A 22,212-nucleotide genomic window follows, 5' to 3' on the forward strand; every position below is an offset into this window, starting at 1 on the left:
TCGAGAAGCTACGTCATCCCGGCTTTCGCCGGGACGACAGGCAAATCTCACCAGACCAGGTCGTCAGGCACCTGGTATTGCGGGTCGGCGTACGGATCCTCGCCCGCCGGCGCATTCGGATCGACCTTCAACGCGATCGCCGCGGCGAAGATCGCCTCGGCCTGGGCCAGCATTTCCGCGCTGACCAGCACGTAGCGGCCGTCCATCTGCAGCACGCCGAGCTCGCCGGCGTTGAGTGCCTTGAGCTGGACCTCGTTGACATAGATGCGCTTGATCTTGCCGCCGTACGGGAAATGGCGGGCGATCTCGGCGGCCGGATCGTTGAGCGTCTTGTCCTTGACCAGCTCGGTCAGCTTCGCGCGCGCTTCGCGCCGCAGGCGTGCTTCTTCCTGCTTGGCCGCCTCGGCGGCAATGCGCTCGTCCTTCTCGCGCTGGGCGCGGATCGCATAGGCCTTGGCCAGGTCGATGTCCTCGCGCGACTGCGGCTTGCCGCCCGGGCGCGGGGCGCCTGGCTTGCCGGGCGCGCCTCTGCGCTGGTCGCCCCTGCGCGGGTCGCCCCGGTGCTGATCGTTCCTGCGCTGCTCGCCCTTGCGCTGCTCACCGCCAGGAGCGCCAGCCGCTTGCGCGCCAGGCTTGCCACCCGGCGGTTTGCCGGGGCCACGCCCACCTGGCCTGCCATCGGGCTTGCCCTGCGCCGGACGTTCGGGTTTCGGCGCCGGCGTGAAGCCCAGCCCCATCAGTTGATCGCGAAGACTATTGCTCATTGCGTCGTGTCAGTAATGCGGCGGGGGCGGTTCTTGCGAAGCGTCGCCGGTGATCGGGTTGGTCGACATCGCCATGCGCATCTGCTTGAGCTCTTCAAGCACGCGATGCAACAGCAAGGCGTTGCGACCTTCTTCCTCACGCGCGCCCGCCAGCGCGTCGCTGAGTTCGGTCAGCGCCTGCTCCTGGAATGCCACGCGCACCTCCAGATCGACCAGGCGCTGCTCGAGTTCGCCCTGGCTGCTCACGGCGCTTCAATCACGATCGAGCGGCCACGGCCTATGCCGTAATAGGCCAGCCCGGCCGCCTCGACCTCATCGGGATGGTAGAGATTGCGTCCGTCGAAGATCACCCTATCGCCCAGCGATTGGTTCAAACGCTGGAAATCCGGGCTGCGGAACTGCTTCCACTCGGTCACCACGACCAGTGCGTCGGCGTCTGCCAGCGCGGCGCGCGCCGAATCGCACAGCACCAGGTCGTCGCGGTCACCGAAGATGCGGTGTGCTTCCTCGCTCGCCTCCGGGTCGTAGGCGCGCACTTTCGCACCGGCGTCCCACAGCAGTTGCAGCAGGCGCCGACTCGATGCCTCGCGCATGTCGTCGGTGTTGGGCTTGAAGGCCAGGCCCCACACCGCGAACGTCTTGCCGGCAATGGAACCGTCGTAGTGGCGACCAATCAGTTCGAACAGATGTTCCTTCTGGCGGTCGTTGACCGACTCCACCGCGTCGAGCAGCTGCGCCTGGTAGCCATGCTGCTGCGCCGTCTTCGCCAGCGCCTGCACGTCCTTGGGGAAGCACGAGCCGCCATAGCCGGCACCCGGATAGATGAAGTGCCAGCCGATGCGCGGGTCCGAACCGATGCCCTGGCGCACCATCTCCACGTCGGCGCCGACCTTCTCGGCGATGTTGGCGATCTCGTTCATGAAACTGATCTTGGTCGCCAGCATCGCGTTGGCGGCGTACTTGGTCAGTTCGGCCGACCGCACGTCCATCACCACGATCCGCTCGTGATTGCGGTTGAACGGCGAATACAGGCGCTTGAGCTTGTCGACCGCCGCCGTACTGCTGGCGCCGATCACGATCCGGTCAGGACGCATGCAGTCGTTGACCGCGTCGCCCTCCTTGAGGAACTCGGGGTTGGAGGCAACCTCGAATCCGAACTCTGCGCCGCGCGCCGCAAGCTCGGCGGCAATCGTCGCGCGCACCTTGTCGGCGGTACCGACCGGCACCGTCGACTTGTTGACCACCACCACCGGCCGCTCGAGAAAGCGACCGATCGTGCGCGCCACCGCCAGCACGTACTTGAGGTCGGCGCTGCCGTCCTCGTCCGGTGGCGTGCCCACGGCAATGAACACCACGTCGCCGTGACCCACCGCGGCTTCGGCGTCGGTGGTGAAGCGCAGTCGGCCGGCGGCGTGGTTGGCCTTGACCATCGGCTCCAGGCCAGGCTCGTAGATCGGGATCACGCCCTGGTTGAGGCCGTCGACCTTGGCCTGGTCGATGTCAACGCAGATCACGTCGTGGCCGACATCGGCAAGGCAGGTGCCGGTGACCAGGCCTACGTATCCGGTGCCGAAAATGGTGACGCGCATAGGTACTCCAACGAAGGAACGAGTCTTCTGGCGCAGCGGACGGGTGGCGTCCGCTGCGCCCGGGGGGTGTTACTCGTTACTTACTTTTTCGCGTTGCCGCCCGGCTTGACGATGTCGAGCAGTTCGACCTCGAACACCAGGGTCTGGTTCGGGCCGATCGGGCCCGCGCCCTGCTCGCCATAGGCCAGCTTGCTCGGGATCCAGAAGCGGTACTTGCTCCCCACCGGCATCAGCGCGATGCCTTCCTGCCAGCCCGGGACCAGCTGGCCGAGGACGAATGTGGCCGGCTCGCCGCGGTCATAGGAGCTGTCGAAGGTCTTGCCGTCGAGCAGTGCGCCCTTGTAGTGCGCGCTGACGGCATCGGTGACGGCGGGCTTGGCGCCCTTGCCTTCGGTCAGCACCTGGTACTGCAGGCCCGAAGCGGTGGTGACGACGCCCGGCTTCTTGCCGTTCTCGGCGAGGAACTTCTCGCCGTCGACGAGGTTCTTCTTGGCTTCGGCCATCATCTTGGCGATGCGTTGCGCCTGCACCTTCTGCGCGAATGCCTCACGGATCTCGCCGGACTGCTTCTCATCGAGCAGCAGCTTCTCGCCGGCCAGCGAGCTCTTGAGCGCCTTGTGCAGGGTGTCCAGGTCGATTTCGTCCTTGACCGGCTCCAGCGAGCGCGCCATGTCCATGCCGATCATGTAGCTGACCTGCTCCTTCTCGGTCGCAAGCCCCGGGATCGCCTTGGCGTCGCCAGTCTTGCCGGCTTCGGCGGCGGTGTCGGCCTTGGCCGCATCGGCAGCCTTGTCGGCCGGTTTGTTGCAGGCGGCGGTCACCACCGCGAGCGAGGCGACGGCCAGGGCGAGAGCGGTGTGGCGCGGGGAAAACTTCATCGGTTGGGGGCTCCAGGAATTGGGGGCGGCAGCGTGTGACTTGGGCATCACGCTGCCATTGCGGCCAGACAAACTGCCAGCACCGAACTGAACGGAAGACGACCCTTCGCGTTCAGTGCCGGGCTCGAGTTCAGAGGATGGACATCAGTTCAACGTCGAACACCAGCGTTGCATTCGGACCGATCGGGCCACCCGGCGTGCCCTTGGGGCCATAGGCCAGCTCGCCCGGGATCCAGAAACGGAACTTGCTGCCGACCGGCATCATCGACACGCCTTCAGTCCAACCGGCGATGACCTGGTTCAGTGCGAACTCGGCCGGCTGGTTGCGCTCGTAAGTGCTGTCGAACACGGTGCCGTCAAGCAGCGTGCCGTGGTAGTTGACGCGGACATGGTCGGTGGCCTTCGGACGCGGGCCCGAACCCTGGCGCAGGATCATGTACTGCAGGCCCGAACCGGTGGTGAAGACACCCTTGACCGCCTTGTTCTTGGCGAGGAACGCGGCGCCATCGGCCTGGTTCTTGCCGCCCAGGGCAGAAGCCTGCGCCTGCATCTTGACCTGGACCTTCTGCTGGAAGGCCTGGCGCACCGCTGCCTGCTCTTCTTCGCTCAGCAGCGGCTTGCCCTTGTTGAAGGCCGTGCTGATCGCCTGCACCACCACCGGCAGCTCGAGCTCGTCCTTGATCGGAGCGAGCGAGCGGCCGACGTCGGCGCCGACGAGGTAGGCAACCTTGTCCTTGGGCACTTCCGGCACCTTGGCGCCGGCCGGGGCCTGGCCGGCGCGCGAGGCGATGCGCTGCATCAGCGCCGGGCCGACGGCCTGGGCTTCGTCCTCGGTGATCAGCGGCTTGCCGCCGTCGAAGGCATTCTTGATGGCGCGCTCGAAGGCGGCCAGGTCGATGTCCGGCGCCACCGGGGCGATGGACTGGGCGATGTCGCTGCCGACCATGTAGCTGGCCTTGTCGCGTTCGGTAGTAAGCACGGTCTTGTCCTGGGCAGAGGCTGCCGCGCCGATCAGCGTGGCCGCAGTGGTGATCAACACGGCTGCGCCGCGCACAAAAGCCTTCATCGGGTACCTACCTACTCCATAAGGGAAAGTCGTCGGCCTGGCTGGCCGGATCGCACATCGACGGCGCCGGGTACCGGCACCGCCACGCAAGCGATGCATTGTCGCGGCACAGGATCGCATGGGCAATGACCGTGCGCGCAGTACCGTCGGACCGTTTTGATGTCCGTTTGTTCCTTCGTCGATCGGCTGCGGCGCACTCAGCATCGGGCGCCTGCCCGATGGCGACCGGTCCAATACCTCTGGTCAGTCCGCGCGGACTCCGGTCCCGGCCCGGCCATCGCGCCTGTGCAAGCACGTTCCGGGCCATCCGGCACGAGAGCGGGCTTGCCCCATTCAGCCTTCTATGCCATCAGTTGGGTAGGCAGTACTTGACCGGAACCTTTTAGGTGTTATAGTTGCCTACAACACCGGTTGACCAACGAGCAGGACGCCCACATGAACCGCAGGCTCCACAACTCCTACTTCGCCCTGCTCGCCTCGGCTTCGACCCTGGCGCTGTGCCTGGCCCTGGCGCTCCCCGCCCAGCAGCAGACGCAGCAGCAGGCCAAGGCCCGCCCGATCGCCCTGAACGTGGGACCGGTCGAATTCACTTTCACTCCGTCCGATCCCAATGCCAACCACGGCGCCCAGATCGAGGCCCTCACCCGCAGCATCGAGCGTCGCGCAGACAAGGTCGAAAGCCTGGCCGACGCCGCCGCCCTGACTGCGGAGATCGCCACCGCGGCCGCCCTGGCCGAGGCGGTAAAGAGTTCCAGGTCCTTCCAGAGCGCCACCATCGACACCGAACAGAAACAGGCAAGGACTGCCGCCCGGCATCGCCGGCAAACCCTAGTCATGCCTTATTTCTCATTCGCACCGCGGGGCTGAACCCATGACCGCAATTCAATGGAGCGACGGCGCTCCGATCTATCGCCAGCTGAAGGAGCGCGTCATCGCGATGATGCTCGACGGGGTGCTCAAGCCCGGAGACGCTCTTCCCTCCGTGCGCCAGGTGGCCGCCGAATACCAGCTCAATCCAATCACCGTCTCGCGCGCCTATCAGGAATTGGCGGACGAGGCTCTCGTCGAAAAACGCAGGGGTCTGGGCATGTACGTGACCGAAGAGGCCGCAAAGAAACTGCTGTTCAACGAACGCGAACGCTTCCTGCGCGAGGAATGGCCGCTGGTGCTCGAACGCATCATGCGCCTGGGCCTCACCCCGCAGGAACTGCTGGCCACCGACGTCAAGGCAGGCACGCAATGAACGCCCCCGCCACCACTTCCGCGTCCGTGGTCAGCGCCCACGGCCTGCGCAAGGCCTACAAGAACAAGATGGCGCTGGACGACACCGCCTTCGAGATCCCGGCCGGCCGCATCGTCGGCCTGATCGGCCCCAACGGCGCCGGCAAGACCACCGCGCTCAAGGCCATCCTCGGGCTGATCCCGTTCGAAGGCACGCTGCAGGTGCTGGGCCGCGATCCGCGCAGCGAACGCGACGAGCTGATGCGCGATGTCTGCTTCATCGCCGACGTGGCGGTGCTGCCGCGCTGGATCCGGGTCAAGGAGGCGATCGAATTCGTCGCCGGCGTGCATCCGCGCTTCGACCGCGCCAAGTGCGAACGCTTCCTCGCCCACACCAAGCTCACTGCGAACATGCGGGTGCGCGAAATGTCCAAGGGCATGATCGTGCAGCTGCACCTGGCGCTGGTGATGGCGATCGACGCCAAGCTGCTCGTCCTCGACGAGCCGACCCTGGGCCTGGACATCCTCTACCGCAAGCAGTTCTACCAGCGCCTGCTGGAGGACTACTTCGACGAGGAGAAAACCATCCTGGTCACCACCCACCAGGTCGAGGAGATCGAGCACATCCTCACCGACGTCATGTTCATCCGCGACGGCAAGATCGTGCTCGACAACGACATGGAATCGCTGGGCGAGCGCTTCATCGAAGTGCTGGTCAACGGCGACAAGACCGAGCAGGCGCGTGCGCTGCAGCCGATCGACGAACGTGCCCTGCCCTTCGGCAAGACCGTGATGCTGTTCGATTCGGTGCCGCACGAGCGCCTGGCGGGCCTGGGTGAAACCCGTACGCCGGGCTTGGCCGACCTGTTCGTGGCCACCATGAAGGGGACCTACGCATGAACGCAATCCAAGAGTCCCACGGCGCAAGCAGGGCCACCGCGATGGCTGCGCCGCACCCGACCCACACCTACAAGATGCTGCTCAAGCGCGAGTTCTGGGAGCACAAGGGCGGCTTCTTCTGGGCGCCGCTGGTCGCTGGCGGCATCCTCCTGCTGCTGACGCTGATGGGTGTCGGCGCCGGCGAAGTGCTGCTGCGCAAGGTCCCCGAGCACGCCACCATCAACGTCGAAGGCGGCAGCTTCCAGGTCAACGGACTCGACCTGGCGCGACTGACCGAGAAGATCAGCCCGAACGAGCTGCGTGAGTTCGGCGGCGCGATCGACGCCAGCCTCTACATGGCGGCGACCTGGCCGTTCGTTGTCCTCGCCTTCGTAGTGTTCTTCTACTGCCTGGGCAGCCTGTACGACGACCGCAAGGACCGTAGCGTGCTGTTCTGGAAGTCGTTGCCGATCTCCGACCGCGACACAGTGTTGTCCAAGGTGCTCAGCGCCACCGTGATGGCGCCGACCATCGCCGCGATCGCCGCGATCCTGACCGTGTTCGGCTCGATGCTGCTCTACAGCCTGGTCGTGCTGCTGCATGGCGGCAACCCGTACACCCTGCTTTGGGTGCCGGCCAGCCCGCTGACGGTCTGCGCACACCTGCTCGCCTCGATCCCGGTGTATGCGCTGTGGGCGCTGCCGACCGTCGGCTGGCTGATGCTGTGCTCCTCATGGGCCAAGAGCAAGCCGTTCCTGTGGGCGCTGATCATCCCGGTCTTCGCCGGCATCCTGGTCGGCTGGTTCGGCCTGATGAACATCTTCGACCTGGATACGGCTTGGTTCTGGAAGAACATCGTTGCCCGCAGCCTGACCAGCATCGTGCCGGGCGCCTGGTTCGACGCGGCCAACATCGGCGACATCAGCGTCGACGGCCCGACGGCGATCCACTCGGTGATCAACCTGCGCACGATGTACTCGGTCCTGCTCTCGACCAAACTGTGGATCGGCGCGATTGCAGGTGCAGCGATGCTCTACGGCGCGATCCGCATGCGCCGCTGGCGCGACGACGGCTGATCGCCATCGCAGGGTCTGCGGGACCGTGGCATGCAACCTTCGGCCACGGTCCCGCATCCCAGCTGCACTGACCCACGGAGCCCCAAAATGAAGATCCGCACGCCTGTCGTTGCCGCCGCCCTCTCGCTGAGCTTCTCGCTCCTGCCGGTCGCCCATGCCGGCACCCCGCAGTGCCTGCACACCGAGGCACGCAACCTGCAGCTCGACCTGGCCGGGGTGAAGACGGTCGTGTTCGACATCGGCCCGCATGATCTGATCGTCACGGCCACGCCCAATGCCCGCGGCGCCGTCGATGGCAAGGCATGCGCCTCCGATGCCGACCGCCTCAAGGACCTCACCCTCACCCAGCAGCGCGTCGGCGACAAGCTGATGGTGACGGCCGAGCGCAGCGATGGGATCACGTTCAACTGGAGCGGCAATCACTACGCCTACCTCGACCTGAAGGCCTCGGTGCCGGACAACGTGATGGTGCAGCTGAAGGTCGGTTCCGGCGATGCCCAGGTCAAGGGCGCGTCGGCGCTGAGCATCGACCTGGGTTCGGGTGACGTGGAGGCACGCGACATCCGCGGCCTGGTCACCGCCGATCTCAACTCGGGCGACATCAAGCTCGATTCGATTGGTTCGCTGCAGGTGCTCAGCGTCGGCTCCGGCGACTTCACCGCGCGCCGCATTGGCCGCGGCGCCACCGTGGGCAGCATCGGCTCGGGCGATGTCGAACTGGTCGATGTCGACGGCGACGTCAGCGTCGACCGGATCGGCTCGGGCGACCTCGACGTGCGCAACGTGCGCGGCAACCTCACCGTGCATCGCGTCGGCAGCGGCTCGGTCGACCACAGTGGCGTGTCGGGTCGCACCGACGTGCCGCAGGACAACTGATCAGCAACCGCGCTCCAGACCAAAACCACCATGGGCGCGTCCGCGCGCCCTCCTCTGCCGCCAGGAGCTTCACATGATTGCCGCAAGCCGTACCGTTCTACTGGCCGCCACGCTCACCGGCATGTCGCTGCTGGCCGCCTGCGGCGCCAACCCCGCCCCGGACAATGCATCGACGGCGAAGGCGCAGGAATCCGGCAGCGAGGCCACCGCCAAGCGCGACAGCACGTTCATCTCGTCGACGATCCACAAAGCCATCACCCAGGCGCACAAGGAAATCACCGAAGGCAACATCACGGTCTCCAAGAACGAACACGGTGGCGGCAAGAAGGCCGAGATCACCCCCAAGGGCGACCTGCTGATCGATGGCCAGCCGGTGTCAGAGACGCCGGCGCAGCGTGCGCTGGTGCTCGACTACCGCAGCCACGTCGTCGGCATCGCCACGGCCGGCATGAACATCGGCATGGAAGGCGCGGACCTGGCCACCAAGGCCGTGGCCGAATCGCTCAAGGGCGTGTTCACGGGCAACACCGACGACGTCGAAAAGCGCGTGGATGCCCAGGCCGACAAGATCCGCAACGCCGCCCAGCAACTGTGCACGCAATTGCCGGCGATGCTGGCTTCGCAGCAGGAGCTGGCCGAGGCGCTGCCGGAGTTCAGGCCGTACGCGAGCATGGACGCGTCCGACATCGATGATTGCTGGAAGGAATCCCGCGACCACGACACGGCGAGCACGGCGGCGGCCGAAGCGGCCAAGCGCTGATCTTCGAACGGGGCCCGCGGCGGCGCTATCCGGCGGCGTTGTCCGGCGGCGCTATCCGCCGCCGCCAGCGCCCTCGTGGATCCCGCCGCGCGTCAGCGCCGCGGGGTCCAGCAGTTGGCGCAGATCCTGCGCCGGCAGACCGCTGACTTCGACTGCGACCTCCAGCACCGGTCGCCCTTCCTTGTAGGCCTGCTTGGCGATCGCCGCGGCCTTTTCATAACCGATGATCGGGTTGAGCGCCGTCACCAGGATGGGATTGCGGTCGAGCGCTTCGCGGATCCGTTCCGGTCGCGCCTTGAGCCCTTCGATCGCGTCGTCAGCAAGCAGCCGCATCACGTTGCCGAGCAGTCGGATCGAGTCGAGCAGGTCGCAGGCGATCAGCGGCAGCATCACGTTGAGCTGGAAGTTGCCGCTCTGGCCGGCCACCGTGATCGCGGCGTGATGGCCGATGACCTGCGCGCAGACCATGCAGGTCGCTTCGGGAATCACCGGGTTGACCTTGCCCGGCATGATCGAGCTGCCAGGCTGCAGCGCCGGCAGTTCGATTTCGCCCAGGCCGGCCAGGGGCCCTGAATTCATCCAGCGCAGGTCGTTGGCGATCTTCATCAGCGCCACCGCCAGCGTGCTGAGCTGGCCGGACAACTCGACGGCGTCGTCCTGCGAAGCGATGCCCTCGAACTTGTCCTGCGCCGACTCGAAGCGGGTGCCGGCCAGGGTCGACAGCGCCTTGGCCATCGCCCGGCCGAAGCGCGGATCGGCATTGATGCCGGTGCCGATCGCGGTGCCGCCGATCGGCAGGCGACGCAGGCGCTTGAGCGCGTCGTCGATGCGCGCCTGCGCCGAGGCCAGCTGCGACGCCCAGGCGCCGAACTCCTGGGCGAACGTCAACGGCATCGCGTCCATCAGGTGGGTGCGGCCGGTCTTGGTCACCCTGCCCAGCGCCTTGCCGCGGCGCTCGATGGTGCGGCGCAGGTGCTTGAGGGCCGGCAGCAGGTGCTCGACGGTGGCAATCTGCGCCGATACCCGGATCGCGGTCGGGATCACGTCGTTGGAGCTCTGGCCCAGGTTGACGTGGTCGTTGGGGTGGACCTTGTGGCGGCTACCAGAGGTGGCCAGCGTGGCGATGACCTCGTTGGCGTTCATGTTGCTGGAGGTGCCCGAGCCGGTCTGGTAGACGTCAATCGGGAACTGCGCGTCGTACTCACCCTTGGCCACACTCAGTGCGGCCGCCTGGATCGCCTGCGCCGCCCCCTTGCCGAGCAGGCCATAGCTGCCATTGACCTGGGCCGCGGCGGCCTTGATCAGGCCCAGCGCACGGATGAACTCGCGCGGCATCGGCTGGCCGGAAATCGGGAAGTTCTGCACGGCGCGCTGCGTCTGCGCACCCCAGAGCGCGTCGGCGGGCACCTGCAGTTCGCCCATGCTGTCTCGTTCGGTACGGAACTGCGCGCTGCTGCGTCGCTGCCTGGCCATTGCCGACTCTCCGGGGGGATCGATGGGATCAGCTTAACCCCACCGGCGCGCCCCCATCGGATGCCCCATCCGCGTGCAGGGCACGGTTTGGCAGGAGTAGTAGAATCGCGGTTTTCTCGCCCCCAGCCCGCCATGTCCGTCGAATCCCAATTGCTTGCCCTGTCCCCGCTCGATGGCCGCTACGCCGGCAAGGTCGATGCGCTGCGCCCGATCTTCTCCGAGTACGGCCTGATCAAGGCGCGCGTGAAGGTCGAGGTGGAATGGCTGCTGGCACTGGGTGCGGAACCGGGCATCGCCGAACTGGCGCCGTTCTCCGATGCCGCCGCCGCGCGCCTGCGTGCCCTCGCCGACAACCTGTCGCCGGCCGATGCCGCCCGGGTCAAGGAGATCGAGCGCACCACCAACCACGACGTCAAGGCCGTGGAGTACCTGATCAAGGAGCGTCTCAAGGACGATACCGAGCTCGGCCCGGCGCTGGAGTTCGTGCACTTCGCCTGCACCTCCGAGGACATCAACAACCTCAGCTATGCGCTGATGCTCAACCAGGCGCGCCAGTTCGTGCTGCTGCCCAAGCTCGACGAGCTGATCCAGACCCTGCGCACGATGGCGCACGAGCATGCCGCGCTGCCGATGCTGTCGCGCACGCACGGCCAGACCGCCTCGCCGACCACCGTCGGCAAGGAACTGGCCAACGTCGTCGCGCGCCTGCAGCGCCAGGGCGAGACGCTCGCCGCGGCACGCATGCCGGGCAAGATCAACGGTGCAGTCGGCAACTACAACGCCCACGTCGCCTCCTATCCGGATGTCGACTGGCCGGCGTTCTCCGAGCACTTCGTCCACTCGCTCGGCCTGAACTGGCAGCCCTACACCACCCAGATCGAACCGCACGACGGCATCGCCGAGATCTGCGACGCGCAGCGCCGCATCGACACTATTGCGATCGACTTGTGCCGCGACGTCTGGGGCTATATCTCGCTGGGCTACTTCAAGCAGGCCGTCAAGGCCGGCGAAGTCGGCAGTTCGACGATGCCGCACAAGGTCAACCCGATCGACTTCGAGAATGCCGAAGGCAACTTCGGCATCGCCAATGCACTGTTCGAACATTTCGCTGCCAAGCTCCCGATCAGCCGCTGGCAGCGCGACCTCACCGACTCAACCGTGCTGCGCGCGCTGGGCACGGCGTTCGGCCATGCACTGATTGGTTTCGATGCGCTGCAGCGTGGCCTGGGCAAGCTCAGCGTCAACCCCGAACGCCTGGCGGCCGACCTGGACGCCTCGTGGGAAGTGCTGGCCGAGGCCGTGCAGACGGTGATGCGCCGACATGGCCTGCCCAGCCCGTACGAACAGCTCAAGGCGCTGACCCGCGGCCAGGGCATCAATGAAGCGTCCATGCGCGAGTTCATCGCCTCGCTGGAACTGCCGGCGGCGGACAAGAAGCGCCTGCTCGAGATGACGCCGGGCAGCTACACCGGTCTGGCAGAGAAGCTGGCGCGCGAGATCTGAGTGAAGCTGCTGCTGAACATCGACGTCGACGAGCTGTCCTCGGCCGAGGCGTTCTACGTCGCCGCGTTCGGCCTGCAGCCGGCGCGCCGCTTTGGCGAAGCCGTAGTCGAGATGCTCGGCGCCGAAGCGCCGATCTACCTGCTGCTCAAGGCCGCCGGCAGCACCGGCGCCGGCGCCAAACCACGCAATTACGACCGACACTGGACGCCGCTGCACTGCGACGTGGTGGTCGACGACCTGGACGCCGCACTGGCCCGGGCCGTCGCCGCCGGTGCTGTGCAGGAAGGCGCCATCCGCGAAGCCGACTGGGGCCGCATTGTCACCATCGCCGACCCGTTCGGGCATGGCTGGTGCCTGCTGCAGTTCCGCGGCCGCGGCTACGACGAGATCACGACATGAGCAGGAAAACCGTGGCGGCGAAGAAGCCGGCCTCGAAGGAAGTCCCCATCGAGATCAACGCAAATGAAATCGACGCAAGCGCGCTGCCGCCGCTGGGCATGACGCCCGAGCGATTCCTGCGCGAGTACTGGCAGAAGAAGCCGCTGCTGATCCGCAATGCCTTTCCCGGCTTCGAATCGCCGCTGCAGCCCGAGGACCTCGCCGGCCTGGCCTGTGAGGAAGCGGCGCTGTCGCGGATCGTCATGCACGACCGAGCCAACGACCACTGGACGCTGCGCCACGGCCCGTTCGACGAGGCCGAGTTCCCCGACATGCCGCACCAGGACTGGACCCTGCTGGTGCAGGACATGGACAAGTGGGACAGCGATGTTGCCGCGCTGCTGCCGGCGTTCTCGTTCCTGCCGCGCTGGCGCATCGACGACATCATGGTGTCGTTTGCCGCGCCGGGCGGTTCGGTTGGCGCCCATGTCGACCAGTACGACGTGTTCCTGCTGCAGGCGCAGGGACACCGGCGCTGGGAAATCGACGCTTCGGCCAATCCGCCGCTGGGATTCCGCAACGACGTCGAGCTCAAGCTGCTGAGCGAGTTCAACGCGACCCACGAATGGGTGCTGGGCCCGGGCGACATGCTGTATCTGCCGCCGGGCGTGCCGCACAACGGCGTCGCCGAGGATGCCTGCCTCACCTTCTCGGTCGGCATGCGCGCGCCATCGGCGGCCGAGTTGCTTGGCGATTTTGTCGACACCCTCGCTGCCGATGCCGATGAGGCGCTGCGCTACGCCGACCCGGATCTGGCGCCCGCGGCCGACCCGGCCGAGATAGACGCTGCCGCGATGAATCGCGCCGTCGAGGCGCTGAACCTGCTGCGCATGAACAACCCGGACCGCCTTGGCGACTGGTTCGGCCGCTTCATGACGGTCTATCGCGCCGCTGGCGAGGTCCAGCCCGGCAGCGATACCCGCTCGCGCATCGAGATCGAATGGGACCTGCAGCACGAGGCCGCCCTGCACCGCCATCCCTGGTCGCGCATGGCCTGGCGCAGGGCCCACGGCAAGGGCGAGCCGTCGCGCTTGTTCGTCAGCGGCCACTCGTACGACCTGCCTGCCGACGACGCATCCGCCATCGCCAACGCCGCGCTCCTCGACGGTGCGACCTACGCCGGGTTGTCCGAGGCCGGCCGTGACTGCGTGTACGCCCTGTTCCAGGCCGGCCATTACCAGCTGGCCCTGGCGGACGAAGAAGAATGAACGACTTGAGCCATACCGGCCGCACCTTCCGCGTGGAGGCCATCGCCTTCCAGGACGGCGTGGCCGAGCTGCGCGTGGTGCGCGATGCGGTGTTCGTGCAGGAACAGGGCGTGCCGGTCGAGATCGAGCGCGACGCCCTGGACCCGCTGTGCGTCCACGTCATCGCCCGCGACGACCTGGGCCAGCCGATCGGCACCGGCCGCCTCACCCCCGACCATCGCATCGGCCGGATGGCGGTGCTGCCCTCATGGCGCGGCCAGGGCGTCGGCGAGGCACTGCTGCTGGCCCTGCTCGCGCAGGCCCGGCAACTGGGCTGGCCGGTCGTGAGCCTGCACGCGCAGGTGCCCGCCATCGTGTTCTATGCCCGCCAGGGATTCCTGCCTTATGGCGAGCGCTTCGTCGAAGCCGGCCTGGACCACCAGTCGATGCATCTGGCGCTGGGCAAGGTCAACGTGGTGGAACGTCGCGACGCCGCGATCGCCGCCGTGCTGGGCGTGATCGCCAATGCCCGCCGGCGCCTGCTGGTCTATAGCCGCGAGCTGGACCCGGGCGTGTTGGACCAGCCCGAAGTGCTGGCGCAGCTGCGCACCTTCGCCGTCGCCGGTGGCGAGGTGCGGGTCCTGCTGCACGACCCGGCCGCACCTCAGCGCGCCATAGCGCCAGTGCTCGGCTTGGCCCAGCGCCTGACCAGCGCCTTTGCCATGCGCGCGATCGAGGAGCCGGTGGACCGCGACTACGCCAGCGCCTACGTGGTCAACGACGACGGCGGCTGGTACTTCCGCCCGCTCGGCCACCGCTTCGACGGCGAGACCCGACTCGACGATCCGGCCCGCGGCCGCCAGCTGCGCGCCCACTTCGAGCCCGTCTGGGAACGTGCCCGGCCTTGCAGCGAGTACCGCGCACTGGGCCTGTGATGGCCTGATGCACCGGCGTTTCACCCTTGAAGCGGCCCGTGGCGACCCAACGCTATGTGACCAAGGGCTTGGCTGCAGTGGCTGATTCGACATAAGTGTTAGCCGTTTACCACCAGCCAAGGGCTATAATTCCGAATCTTGGCGCCTGAATAGCCGTACAAGCGTGCAATCCAGGCCTCCTCCGCCTTCTCCCACCGAGTTTCCCGATCACCATCGTGGACAGTCTCCTGAAGCAGTTCTCCCAGTCCTCCCAGCTCGGCGCCAATGCCGCTTTCGTCGAGGACCTGTACGAGCAGTACCTGGTTTCCCCCGACAGTGTCGACCCGAAATGGAAGGCGTATTTCGACGGCTTCAAGGGCCGCGAAGCCGGTGACGTGCCGCATTCGGCCGTCATCGACACCATCGCCCAGGCCGGTCGCATGGCTGCCCGCGGGGTCGTTTCCGTGGCCGCCGGTGCAGGCGACGAGCGCGAGCGCGAAGTCGGCCGCCTGATCACGGCGTACCGGTCGCGTGGCCACCTGGGTGCCGACATCGACCCGCTTGGCCTGTTGCAGAAGCCCGAAGCGCCGGACCTCGAGTTGGGTTTCCACCACCTGACCAACAACGACCTCAAGGCCGAGTTCAGCACCGGCGGCGTCGGTGGCAACGAGCGCATGAAGCTGGGCGACCTGCTCGCGCTGCTCAAGGCCACCTACACCGGCCCGATCGGCGCCGAGTTCATGCACATCTCCGACTCCGAACAGCGGCGTTGGTTGTATGAGCGCCTGGAAAAGGCCGGCGGCAAGTTCGGCCGCAGCAGCGATGACAAGAAGCGCATCCTCGAGCGCCTCACCGCCGCCGATGGCCTGGAACGCTACCTGGGCACCAAGTACGTCGGCCAGAAGCGCTTCTCGCTGGAAGGCGGCGATGCGCTGATCCCGTTGATGGACTCCACCGTGCGCCGCGCCGGCGAACAGGGTGCCAAGGACGTGGTCATCGGCATGGCCCACCGCGGCCGTCTCAACGTGCTGATCAACACCCTGGGCAAGCCGCCGCGTCACCTGTTCGACGAGTTCGAAGGCAAGTTCGAGCACGTCCACAGCGACCTGGCCCACCAGGGCGACGTGAAGTACCACATGGGCTTCTCGGCCGACGTCGCCACTCCGGGCGGCCCGGTCCACCTGGCGCTGGCGTTCAACCCGTCGCACCTGGAGATCGTCGATCCGGTCGTGGTTGGCAGCGTTCGTTCGCGCCAGACCCGCCGCGGCGACAAGGGCCACCAGCAGGTGCTGCCGATCCTGATCCACGGCGACGCCGCGTTTGCCGGCCAGGGCGTGGTGATGGAGCTGTTCCAGATGTCGCAGGCACGCGGTTTCCGCGTTGGCGGCACGGTCCACATCGTCATCAACAACCAGGTCGGCTTCACCACCAGCGCCGTCCAGGACGCGCGCTCGACCCTGTACTGCACCGACGTGGCCAAGATGGTCGACGCACCGGTGCTGCACGTGAACGGTGACGACCCGGAAGCGGTGGTGTTCTGCGCCGAGCTGGCGCTGGACTTCCGCAACAGGTTCGGCAAGGACGTGGTCATCGACCTGGTCTGCTACCGCCGCCACGGCCACAACGAGGCCGACGAGCCGGCGGCGACGCAGCCGGTGATGTACCAGATCATCCGCAAGCACAAGACGCCGCGCGAGCTGTACGCGACGAAGCTGGTTGCCGAAGGCACGCTGAGCGCCGACGAGGCGCAGGCGCTGGTCGACGGCTACCGCCAGAAGCTCGACGACGGCGCGGTCACCACCGAAGTGGTCGAGGTCAAGCCGGACGAGTTCACCATCGACTGGTCGAACTACCTGTCGGGCAAGCTCAGCGACAAGGTCGACACCACCTTCGACCGCAAGAAGCTCGACAAGCTGGCCGTCACCATCAACGACGTCCCGGCCGACCTCAAGCTGCACCCGCGCGTGGCCAAGATCTACGACGACCGCCGCAAGATGATCGCCGGCGAGCTCGGCGGCGACTGGGGCTTCGCCGAGAACCTGGCCTATGCCACCCTCGTCGACGAAGGCTACAAGCTGCGCCTGGTCGGCCAGGACTGCGGTCGCGGCACGTTCTTCCACCGCCACGCGATCCTGCACGAGCAGACCAACGACGAGTACGTGTTGCCGCTGCGTCGCCTGGTCAAGAACCCGTCCGACGTCACCATCATCGACTCGCTGCTCAGCGAAGAAGCGGTAATGGCGTTCGAGTATGGCTATGCCACCGCCGATCCCATGACGCTCGACATCTGGGAAGCGCAGTTCGGCGATTTCGCCAACGGCGCGCAGGTCGTGATCGACCAGTTCCTGTCCTCGGGCGAGGCCAAGTGGGGTCGTCTGTGCGGCCTGGCGCTGTTCCTGCCGCACGGCTACGAAGGCCAGGGCCCGGAGCACAGCTCCGCACGCCTGGAGCGCTTCCTGCAGCTGTGCGCGCTGGAGAACATGATCGTCTGCACGCCGACCACGCCGGCACAGGCCTACCACATGATCCGCCGGCAGATGCGCATGACCACGCGCAAGCCGCTGGTGGTGATGACGCCCAAGTCGCTGCTGCGCCACAAGCTGGCGGTGTCGACGATGGACGAGCTGGCCAAGGGCGAGTTCCAGCAGCTGATCCCGGATGCCAGCGCCGACGCCAAGAAGGTCAAGCGCGTGGTCTTCTGCGGCGGCAAGGTCTACTACGACCTGCTCGAGGAACAGCAGAAGCAGGGCCTGACCGACGTCGCCATCGTCCGCGTCGAACAGCTGTATCCGTTCCCGCGTCCGCAGCTGGTGGCCGAACTCAAGCGTTTCACCAAGGCCACCGACGTGGTCTGGTGCCAGGAAGAGCCGCAGAACCAGGGCGCGTGGTACCAGATCCGCCACCACCTGGCGGCCTGCCTGCAGTCCGGGCAGACGCTGCACTACGCAGGTCGCGCGCGTTCGCCGTCGCCGGCTGCCGGCCACCTCGCCGACCATGTCGCCGAGCAGGCCGCGCTGGTCGCCGACGCGCTGCGCAACCCGCTGCGCGGCGAAGTCACCGCAGAGTAACCATCGTGTCGCCCCGGGCAGCGCCGTCGCCGCCCGGGCATCAAGATTCCTCATTACGTTCGGAATGACATTAGGACGCACCCCATGAGCACCGAAATCAAAGTTCCCGTTCTGCCCGAATCCGTCTCCGACGCCACCATCGCGACCTGGCACAAGAAAGTCGGCGACGCGGTCAAGCGCGACGAGAACCTGGTTGACCTGGAAACCGACAAGGTCGTCCTGGAAGTCCCCTCGCCTGTCGACGGCGTGCTCAAGGAAATCAAGTTCGCCGAAGGCACCACGGTCGTCAGCGAGCAGCTGATCGCCGTGGTCGAAGCCGGCGCGGTTGCCGCGGCGGCTCCGGCCGCCGCGACCAAGGCCGAGGCCATCGACGCCAAGAACGTTGCCGCCACGACGGCCGAAGCGCAGCCGGTGCAGCCCAAGGCCGAGGCCGCCAAGGCCGCTCCGGCCGCTGCCGGCACCGAAAGCCTGCCGCCGGGCGCGCGTTTCACCGCCGTCACCCAGGGCATCGATCCGGCGCAGGTCGAAGGCACCGGCCGTCGCGGCGCGGTGACCAAGGAAGACCTGGTCAACTACGCCTCGGGCAAGGGCGTCGGCGCCTCCGGCGGCGCGCGTCCGGAAGAGCGCGTGCCGATGACCCGAATCCGCGCCCGCATCGCCGAGCGCCTGATGCAGTCGAAGAATTCGATCGCCATGCTGACCTCGTTCAACGAGGTCAACCTGGGCAAGGTCATGGCCATGCGCAAGGAGCTGGGCGAGCAGTTCGAGAAGGCCAACGGCATCAAGCTGGGCTTCATGAGCTTCTTCGCCAAGGCCGCCGCCAACGCGCTGCAGAAGTACCCGGTGGTCAACGCTTCGGTCGACGGCAACGACGTGATCTATCACGGCTACGCCGACATCTCGATCGCCGTGTCGACCGAGAAGGGTCTGGTCACGCCGGTGCTGCGCAATGTCGAGCGCATGGGCTTTGCCGACATCGAGAAGGGCATCGCCGATTACGCCAAGAAGGCGCGCGACGGCAAGCTCGGCCTCGATGACCTGCAAGGCGGCACGTTCACGATCACCAATGGCGGCACCTTCGGTTCGCTGATGTCGACGCCAATCGTCAATCCGCCGCAGTCGGCGATCCTGGGCATGCATGCCATCAAGGAACGCGCGATCGTCGAGAACGGCCAGGTCATCGCCGCGCCGATGATGTACATCGCGCTGTCGTACGACCACCGCATCATCGACGGCAAGGAAGCGGTGCTGTTCCTGGTCGACATCAAGAACCAGCTCGAGAATCCGCACCGCATGCTGCTGGGCATGTGATTTGCTCCTTCCCCTTCAAGGGGAAGGCCGGGATGGGGAAGGGTTGCAAGCGCCGTGCTGCATGCGCGCCCGCGACCTGAAACCCATCCCCACCCTGCCCTCCCCTTGAAGGGGAGGGAACTATCGGCTCCCCGGCTTCTGCGTGAGCGTTGGGGGCATCAGCAAGGATCAAGACGTGAGCGAACAGCAGAACTTCGACGTAGTCGTCATCGGCGCCGGCCCGGCCGGCTACCACGCCGCCATCCGCGCCGCCCAGCTCGGCCTGAAGACCGCGTGCATCGACGCCGCGCTCGGCAAGGACGGCAAGCCTGCCCTCGGCGGCACCTGCCTGCGCGTAGGCTGCATCCCGTCCAAGGCGCTGCTCGACAGCTCGCGCCAGTTCTACAACCTGCAGCACCTGTTCGGTGAGCACGGCATCACCACCAAGGACGCCAAGATCGACGTCGGCACCATGATCGCCCGCAAGGACAAGATCGTGAAGCAGTTCACCGGCGGCATCGCGATGCTGTTCAAGGCCAACAAGATCACGCCGTTCTATGGTTTCGGCCAGCTGCAGCCGGGCAACGTGGTCAAGGTGAAGCAGCACGACGGTTCCGAGGTCGAGCTCAAGGGCACCAATGTGATCCTGGCTGCTGGTTCGGATTCGATCGAGCTGCCGTTCGCCAAGTTCGACAACGACACCATCGTCGACAACGTCGGCGCGCTCGACTTCACCGCCGTGCCCAAGCGCCTCGGCGTGATCGGCGCAGGCGTGATCGGCCTGGAACTGGGCAGCGTCTGGAAGCGCCTCGGCGCCGAGGTCACCATCCTCGAAGCCCTGCCCGACTTCCTCGCCGCCGCCGATGCCGAGGTCGCCAAGACTGCCGCTCGCGAGTTCAAGAAGCAGGGCCTGGACATCAAGCTCAGCGCCAAGGTGAGCAAGGCCGAGATCAAGACCAAGGGCAAGGCGAAGGAAGTCGAAGTCACCTACACCGACGCCGAAGGCGAGAAGACGATCGTCGTCGACAAGCTGCTGGTCTCGGTTGGCCGTCGCGCCGCAAGCAAGGGCCTGCTGGCCGATGGCACCGGCGTCAAGCTCGATGCGCGCGGCATGATCGAGGTCGACGAGCACTGCCACACCGGCGTCAACGGCGTCTGGGCGGTCGGTGACTGCGTCCGTGGCCCGATGCTGGCGCACAAGGGCTTCGAGGAAGGCATCGCCGTGGCCGAGCTGATCGCCGGCCTGCCGGGCCACGTCAACCTCGACACCGTTCCGTGGGTCATCTACACCGAGCCGGAGATTGCCTGGGTCGGCAAGACCGAGCAGCAGCTCAAGGCCGAGGGCACGCCGTTCAAGACCGGCAGCTTCCCGTTCGCCGCGATTGGTCGTGCCGTGGCGATGGGCGAGCCGGCCGGCTTCGTCAAGGTGATCGCGCACGCCGAGACGGATCTGGTCCTGGGCCTGCACCTGGTCGGCGTCGGCGTTTCCGAACTCGTCCACGAAGGCGTGCTGACGATGGAGTTCAAGGGCTCGGCCGACGACCTGGCGCGCATCTGCCATGCCCACCCGACGCTGTCGGAGGCGATCCACGACGCCGCCATGGCGGTCGACAAGCGCTCGATCCACAAGGCGAACTGATCGTCTCGCCGATCTCGTCGGCGATGATCGAGCCGGAAGGCCGCCATCACGCAGGTGCTGGCGGCCTTTTGCGTTCACGACAGGAGCACAACGATGGCTGACGCCAACCCGATCCGTAACGTCTCCGACACCGCCGCCTGGGTGGCGGTCTATCGCGCGATGGAAAGCGACCGCCCGGACGCGATCTTCCGCGACCCGTATGCGCGCCGTCTCGCCGGGGAACGCGGCCAGGCCATCGTCGATGCGATGCCGCAGGGCGCGTCGATGAGCTGGCCGATGGTGGTACGCACGGCGGTCATGGACGAGATCATCCTGCGCTGCGTGCAGCAGGGCGCGACCACGGTGCTCAACCTGGCTGCGGGACTGGATGCGCGCGCCTACCGCTTGCCGCTGCCCTCGACGCTGCGCTGGTTGCATGTCGACCTCCCCGACATGGTCGACCACTTCCGCCGGCACATGGCCAGCGAAACGCCGAACTGCGCGGTCGAGTTCATCCCTGCCGACCTGCGCGAACGCGCGGTGCGCCATGAAGTCTTCGCCCATGCCGCCGGCCACGGCCCCATGCTGGTGATCACCGAGGGCCTGCTGGTTTACCTGGAGGCCGAGAACGTCGCCGAACTTGCCGCCGACCTGCACGACGTGGCACAGGCACAGTGGTGGTTGACCGACCTGGCCTCGCCGCGGTTGCTGAAGTTCCTCGAGAAGCGCTGGTCGCCAAAGCTGCGCGAAGGCAATGCGCCATTCCGGTTTGGCCCGGCCGAGGGCACCGCCTTCTTCGCGCCCTTCGGCTGGGACGAGGTCGAGTTCCGCTCGAGCTGGACCGAATCGCTGCGCCTCAATCGCACCGCGCCGCACGCCTGGCTGTGGAAACTGCTGCGCCTGCTGCAGCCCAGGCGCCTGCGTGAGGAGATGGTGCGCATGTCCGGCATCGTCCTGTTCCGCGCACGATGAACGTCCGCCCCATCCTGCCTGTCCATCCCGGTTCAATGAAATGAAGAATGTCTGCGTCTATTGCGGCTCCAATGCCGGCGCCAAGCCCATCTACACCGAGCGCGCGATCGCCCTGGGCACGGAACTGGCCAAGCGCGGGATCGGCCTGGTCTATGGCGGCGGCAATGTCGGGTTGATGGGCGTGGTTGCCGATTCCGTGCTCGCCGCCGGTGGCGAAGTGACCGGCGTGATCCCCGAGCAACTGGTCAACTGGGAGGTCGCGCACAAGGGCGTGACCCACCTCGAAGTGGTCGGCTCGATGCATGAGCGGAAGGCGCGCATGTTCGACCTGTCGGACGGCTTCATCGCCATGCCCGGCGGTTTCGGCACGCTCGACGAGATGTTCGAGATGCTGACGTGGCGCCAGCTGGGCATTGCCGACAAGCCGTGCACCTTCCTCGACGTGGATGGCTTCTACGAGCCGCTGATCGCGATGATGGACCGCATGGTGTCCGAGCGTTTCCTGCACCCGGACCAGCGCGAGGACCTGTGGCACGGTGACGACATCGGCGCGATGCTGTCGTGGATGGAGGCGTATGAGCCTGCGGCAGCGTCGAAGTGGATGGACGAGAAGCGACGCAAGGCGCTGCGATAACCCCCT

Annotated in this window: 21 protein-coding genes; 15 read left to right on the forward strand and 6 right to left on the reverse strand. The window is 66.7% G+C overall.

All coding sequences use genetic code 11. From position 1 onward, the window contains the following. Window positions 1–47: 47 nt before the first annotated feature. The 5 genes from AB4Y64_RS01145 to AB4Y64_RS01165 form a co-directional block, all read right to left on the reverse strand. Window positions 48–764, reverse strand: a complete 717-nt coding sequence (locus tag AB4Y64_RS01145; RefSeq protein WP_441814625.1) for a DUF2058 family protein — start codon at window positions 762–764, stop codon at window positions 48–50. A gap of 9 nt (window positions 765–773) precedes the next feature. Then, on the reverse strand, window positions 774–1,010 hold the full coding sequence (locus AB4Y64_RS01150; protein ID WP_441814626.1) for a SlyX family protein: 237 nt from the start codon (window positions 1,008–1,010) through the stop codon (window positions 774–776). Then, on the reverse strand, window positions 1,007–2,353 hold the full coding sequence (locus tag AB4Y64_RS01155; protein WP_441814627.1) for a UDP-glucose dehydrogenase family protein: 1,347 nt from the start codon (window positions 2,351–2,353) through the stop codon (window positions 1,007–1,009). The genes AB4Y64_RS01150 and AB4Y64_RS01155 overlap by 4 nt, the downstream gene beginning before the upstream one ends. Window positions 2,354–2,433: 80 nt before the next feature. Beyond that, on the reverse strand, window positions 2,434–3,231 hold the full coding sequence (locus tag AB4Y64_RS01160) for an FKBP-type peptidyl-prolyl cis-trans isomerase (RefSeq protein ID WP_441814628.1): 798 nt from the start codon (window positions 3,229–3,231) through the stop codon (window positions 2,434–2,436). Window positions 3,232–3,361: 130 nt separating this feature from the next. Then, the gene (locus AB4Y64_RS01165) at window positions 3,362–4,297 is read right to left on the reverse strand and encodes an FKBP-type peptidyl-prolyl cis-trans isomerase N-terminal domain-containing protein (RefSeq protein WP_441814629.1); all 936 of its coding nucleotides are present in this window, start codon (window positions 4,295–4,297) and stop codon (window positions 3,362–3,364) included. A 411-nt stretch (window positions 4,298–4,708) separates the two neighbouring features. Between AB4Y64_RS01165 and AB4Y64_RS01170 the strand changes: the two genes are divergently transcribed. From AB4Y64_RS01170 to AB4Y64_RS01195, 6 genes are all read left to right on the forward strand, one after another. Next, complete coding sequence (locus AB4Y64_RS01170) at window positions 4,709–5,164, forward strand: hypothetical protein (protein WP_441814630.1); 456 nt, start codon at window positions 4,709–4,711, stop codon at window positions 5,162–5,164. A gap of 4 nt (window positions 5,165–5,168) precedes the next feature. After that, on the forward strand, window positions 5,169–5,540 hold the full coding sequence (locus tag AB4Y64_RS01175) for a GntR family transcriptional regulator (protein ID WP_441814631.1): 372 nt from the start codon (window positions 5,169–5,171) through the stop codon (window positions 5,538–5,540). After that, the gene (locus AB4Y64_RS01180; RefSeq protein WP_441814632.1) at window positions 5,537–6,418 is read left to right on the forward strand and encodes an ABC transporter ATP-binding protein; all 882 of its coding nucleotides are present in this window, start codon (window positions 5,537–5,539) and stop codon (window positions 6,416–6,418) included. The genes AB4Y64_RS01175 and AB4Y64_RS01180 overlap by 4 nt, the downstream gene beginning before the upstream one ends. Further along, the gene (locus tag AB4Y64_RS01185) at window positions 6,415–7,473 is read left to right on the forward strand and encodes a hypothetical protein (protein ID WP_441814633.1); all 1,059 of its coding nucleotides are present in this window, start codon (window positions 6,415–6,417) and stop codon (window positions 7,471–7,473) included. The genes AB4Y64_RS01180 and AB4Y64_RS01185 overlap by 4 nt, the downstream gene beginning before the upstream one ends. Window positions 7,474–7,560: 87 nt before the next feature. Beyond that, entirely contained in the window at window positions 7,561–8,349 is a 789-nt protein-coding gene (locus AB4Y64_RS01190; protein ID WP_441814634.1) for a hypothetical protein, read from the forward strand. A gap of 73 nt (window positions 8,350–8,422) precedes the next feature. Then, window positions 8,423–9,109, forward strand: a complete 687-nt coding sequence (locus AB4Y64_RS01195; RefSeq protein ID WP_441814635.1) for a hypothetical protein — start codon at window positions 8,423–8,425, stop codon at window positions 9,107–9,109. A gap of 51 nt (window positions 9,110–9,160) precedes the next feature. On the opposite strand, the gene AB4Y64_RS01200 is transcribed toward AB4Y64_RS01195, so the two are convergent. Then, the gene (locus AB4Y64_RS01200; protein WP_441814636.1) at window positions 9,161–10,582 is read right to left on the reverse strand and encodes a class II fumarate hydratase; all 1,422 of its coding nucleotides are present in this window, start codon (window positions 10,580–10,582) and stop codon (window positions 9,161–9,163) included. Window positions 10,583–10,714: 132 nt separating this feature from the next. Between AB4Y64_RS01200 and purB the strand changes: the two genes are divergently transcribed. From purB to AB4Y64_RS01245, 9 genes are all read left to right on the forward strand, one after another. Beyond that, window positions 10,715–12,085 carry an adenylosuccinate lyase gene (purB, locus tag AB4Y64_RS01205; protein WP_441814637.1) on the forward strand — a complete coding sequence of 457 codons (1,371 nt, stop codon included), beginning with the start codon at window positions 10,715–10,717 and terminating at the stop codon, window positions 12,083–12,085. Beyond that, window positions 12,086–12,484, forward strand: a complete 399-nt coding sequence (locus AB4Y64_RS01210; protein ID WP_441814638.1) for a VOC family protein — start codon at window positions 12,086–12,088, stop codon at window positions 12,482–12,484. It begins immediately after the preceding gene. Continuing rightward, on the forward strand, window positions 12,481–13,731 hold the full coding sequence (locus AB4Y64_RS01215; RefSeq protein WP_441814639.1) for a JmjC domain-containing protein: 1,251 nt from the start codon (window positions 12,481–12,483) through the stop codon (window positions 13,729–13,731). Before AB4Y64_RS01210 ends, AB4Y64_RS01215 begins: the two co-directional genes overlap by 4 nt. After that, window positions 13,728–14,645, forward strand: a complete 918-nt coding sequence (locus tag AB4Y64_RS01220; protein ID WP_441814640.1) for a GNAT family N-acetyltransferase — start codon at window positions 13,728–13,730, stop codon at window positions 14,643–14,645. Before AB4Y64_RS01215 ends, AB4Y64_RS01220 begins: the two co-directional genes overlap by 4 nt. A 215-nt stretch (window positions 14,646–14,860) precedes the next feature. Then, window positions 14,861–17,692 (forward strand): 2-oxoglutarate dehydrogenase E1 component, encoded by a 2,832-nt coding sequence (locus tag AB4Y64_RS01225; protein WP_441814641.1) that lies wholly within the window; start codon window positions 14,861–14,863, stop codon window positions 17,690–17,692. An 84-nt stretch (window positions 17,693–17,776) separates the two neighbouring features. Next, on the forward strand, window positions 17,777–19,003 hold the full coding sequence (sucB, locus tag AB4Y64_RS01230; RefSeq protein WP_441814642.1) for a dihydrolipoyllysine-residue succinyltransferase: 1,227 nt from the start codon (window positions 17,777–17,779) through the stop codon (window positions 19,001–19,003). Between the two features lie 175 nt (window positions 19,004–19,178). Beyond that, a complete protein-coding gene (gene lpdA / locus AB4Y64_RS01235) occupies window positions 19,179–20,621 on the forward strand; it encodes a dihydrolipoyl dehydrogenase (protein WP_441814643.1) in 1,443 nt (480 codons plus the stop codon). A gap of 93 nt (window positions 20,622–20,714) precedes the next feature. Further along, window positions 20,715–21,572 (forward strand): class I SAM-dependent methyltransferase, encoded by an 858-nt coding sequence (locus AB4Y64_RS01240; protein WP_441814644.1) that lies wholly within the window; start codon window positions 20,715–20,717, stop codon window positions 21,570–21,572. A 40-nt stretch (window positions 21,573–21,612) separates the two neighbouring features. Further along, on the forward strand, window positions 21,613–22,206 hold the full coding sequence (locus AB4Y64_RS01245; protein WP_441814645.1) for a TIGR00730 family Rossman fold protein: 594 nt from the start codon (window positions 21,613–21,615) through the stop codon (window positions 22,204–22,206). Window positions 22,207–22,212: the final 6 nt, after the last annotated feature.

It is taken from the genome of Lysobacter sp. TAF61, from assembly GCF_052113485.1.
In the GTDB taxonomy this organism is placed as follows: domain Bacteria; phylum Pseudomonadota; class Gammaproteobacteria; order Xanthomonadales; family Xanthomonadaceae; genus Lysobacter_J.

Coding starts and splice junctions, on each gene's coding strand:
- AB4Y64_RS01145 (WP_441814625.1), bottom strand. CDS start 764: ATGAGCAATAGTCTTCGCGATCAACTGATGGGGCTGGGCTTCACGCCG.
- AB4Y64_RS01155 (WP_441814627.1), bottom strand. CDS start 2,353: ATGCGCGTCACCATTTTCGGCACCGGATACGTAGGCCTGGTCACCGGC.
- AB4Y64_RS01160 (WP_441814628.1), bottom strand. CDS start 3,231: ATGAAGTTTTCCCCGCGCCACACCGCTCTCGCCCTGGCCGTCGCCTCG.
- AB4Y64_RS01165 (WP_441814629.1), bottom strand. CDS start 4,297: ATGAAGGCTTTTGTGCGCGGCGCAGCCGTGTTGATCACCACTGCGGCC.
- AB4Y64_RS01175 (WP_441814631.1), top strand. CDS start 5,169: ATGACCGCAATTCAATGGAGCGACGGCGCTCCGATCTATCGCCAGCTG.
- AB4Y64_RS01180 (WP_441814632.1), top strand. CDS start 5,537: ATGAACGCCCCCGCCACCACTTCCGCGTCCGTGGTCAGCGCCCACGGC.
- AB4Y64_RS01185 (WP_441814633.1), top strand. CDS start 6,415: ATGAACGCAATCCAAGAGTCCCACGGCGCAAGCAGGGCCACCGCGATG.
- AB4Y64_RS01190 (WP_441814634.1), top strand. CDS start 7,561: ATGAAGATCCGCACGCCTGTCGTTGCCGCCGCCCTCTCGCTGAGCTTC.
- AB4Y64_RS01195 (WP_441814635.1), top strand. CDS start 8,423: ATGATTGCCGCAAGCCGTACCGTTCTACTGGCCGCCACGCTCACCGGC.
- AB4Y64_RS01200 (WP_441814636.1), bottom strand. CDS start 10,582: ATGGCCAGGCAGCGACGCAGCAGCGCGCAGTTCCGTACCGAACGAGAC.
- purB (WP_441814637.1), top strand. CDS start 10,715: ATGTCCGTCGAATCCCAATTGCTTGCCCTGTCCCCGCTCGATGGCCGC.
- AB4Y64_RS01215 (WP_441814639.1), top strand. CDS start 12,481: ATGAGCAGGAAAACCGTGGCGGCGAAGAAGCCGGCCTCGAAGGAAGTC.
- AB4Y64_RS01220 (WP_441814640.1), top strand. CDS start 13,728: ATGAACGACTTGAGCCATACCGGCCGCACCTTCCGCGTGGAGGCCATC.
- sucB (WP_441814642.1), top strand. CDS start 17,777: ATGAGCACCGAAATCAAAGTTCCCGTTCTGCCCGAATCCGTCTCCGAC.
- AB4Y64_RS01240 (WP_441814644.1), top strand. CDS start 20,715: ATGGCTGACGCCAACCCGATCCGTAACGTCTCCGACACCGCCGCCTGG.
- AB4Y64_RS01245 (WP_441814645.1), top strand. CDS start 21,613: ATGAAGAATGTCTGCGTCTATTGCGGCTCCAATGCCGGCGCCAAGCCC.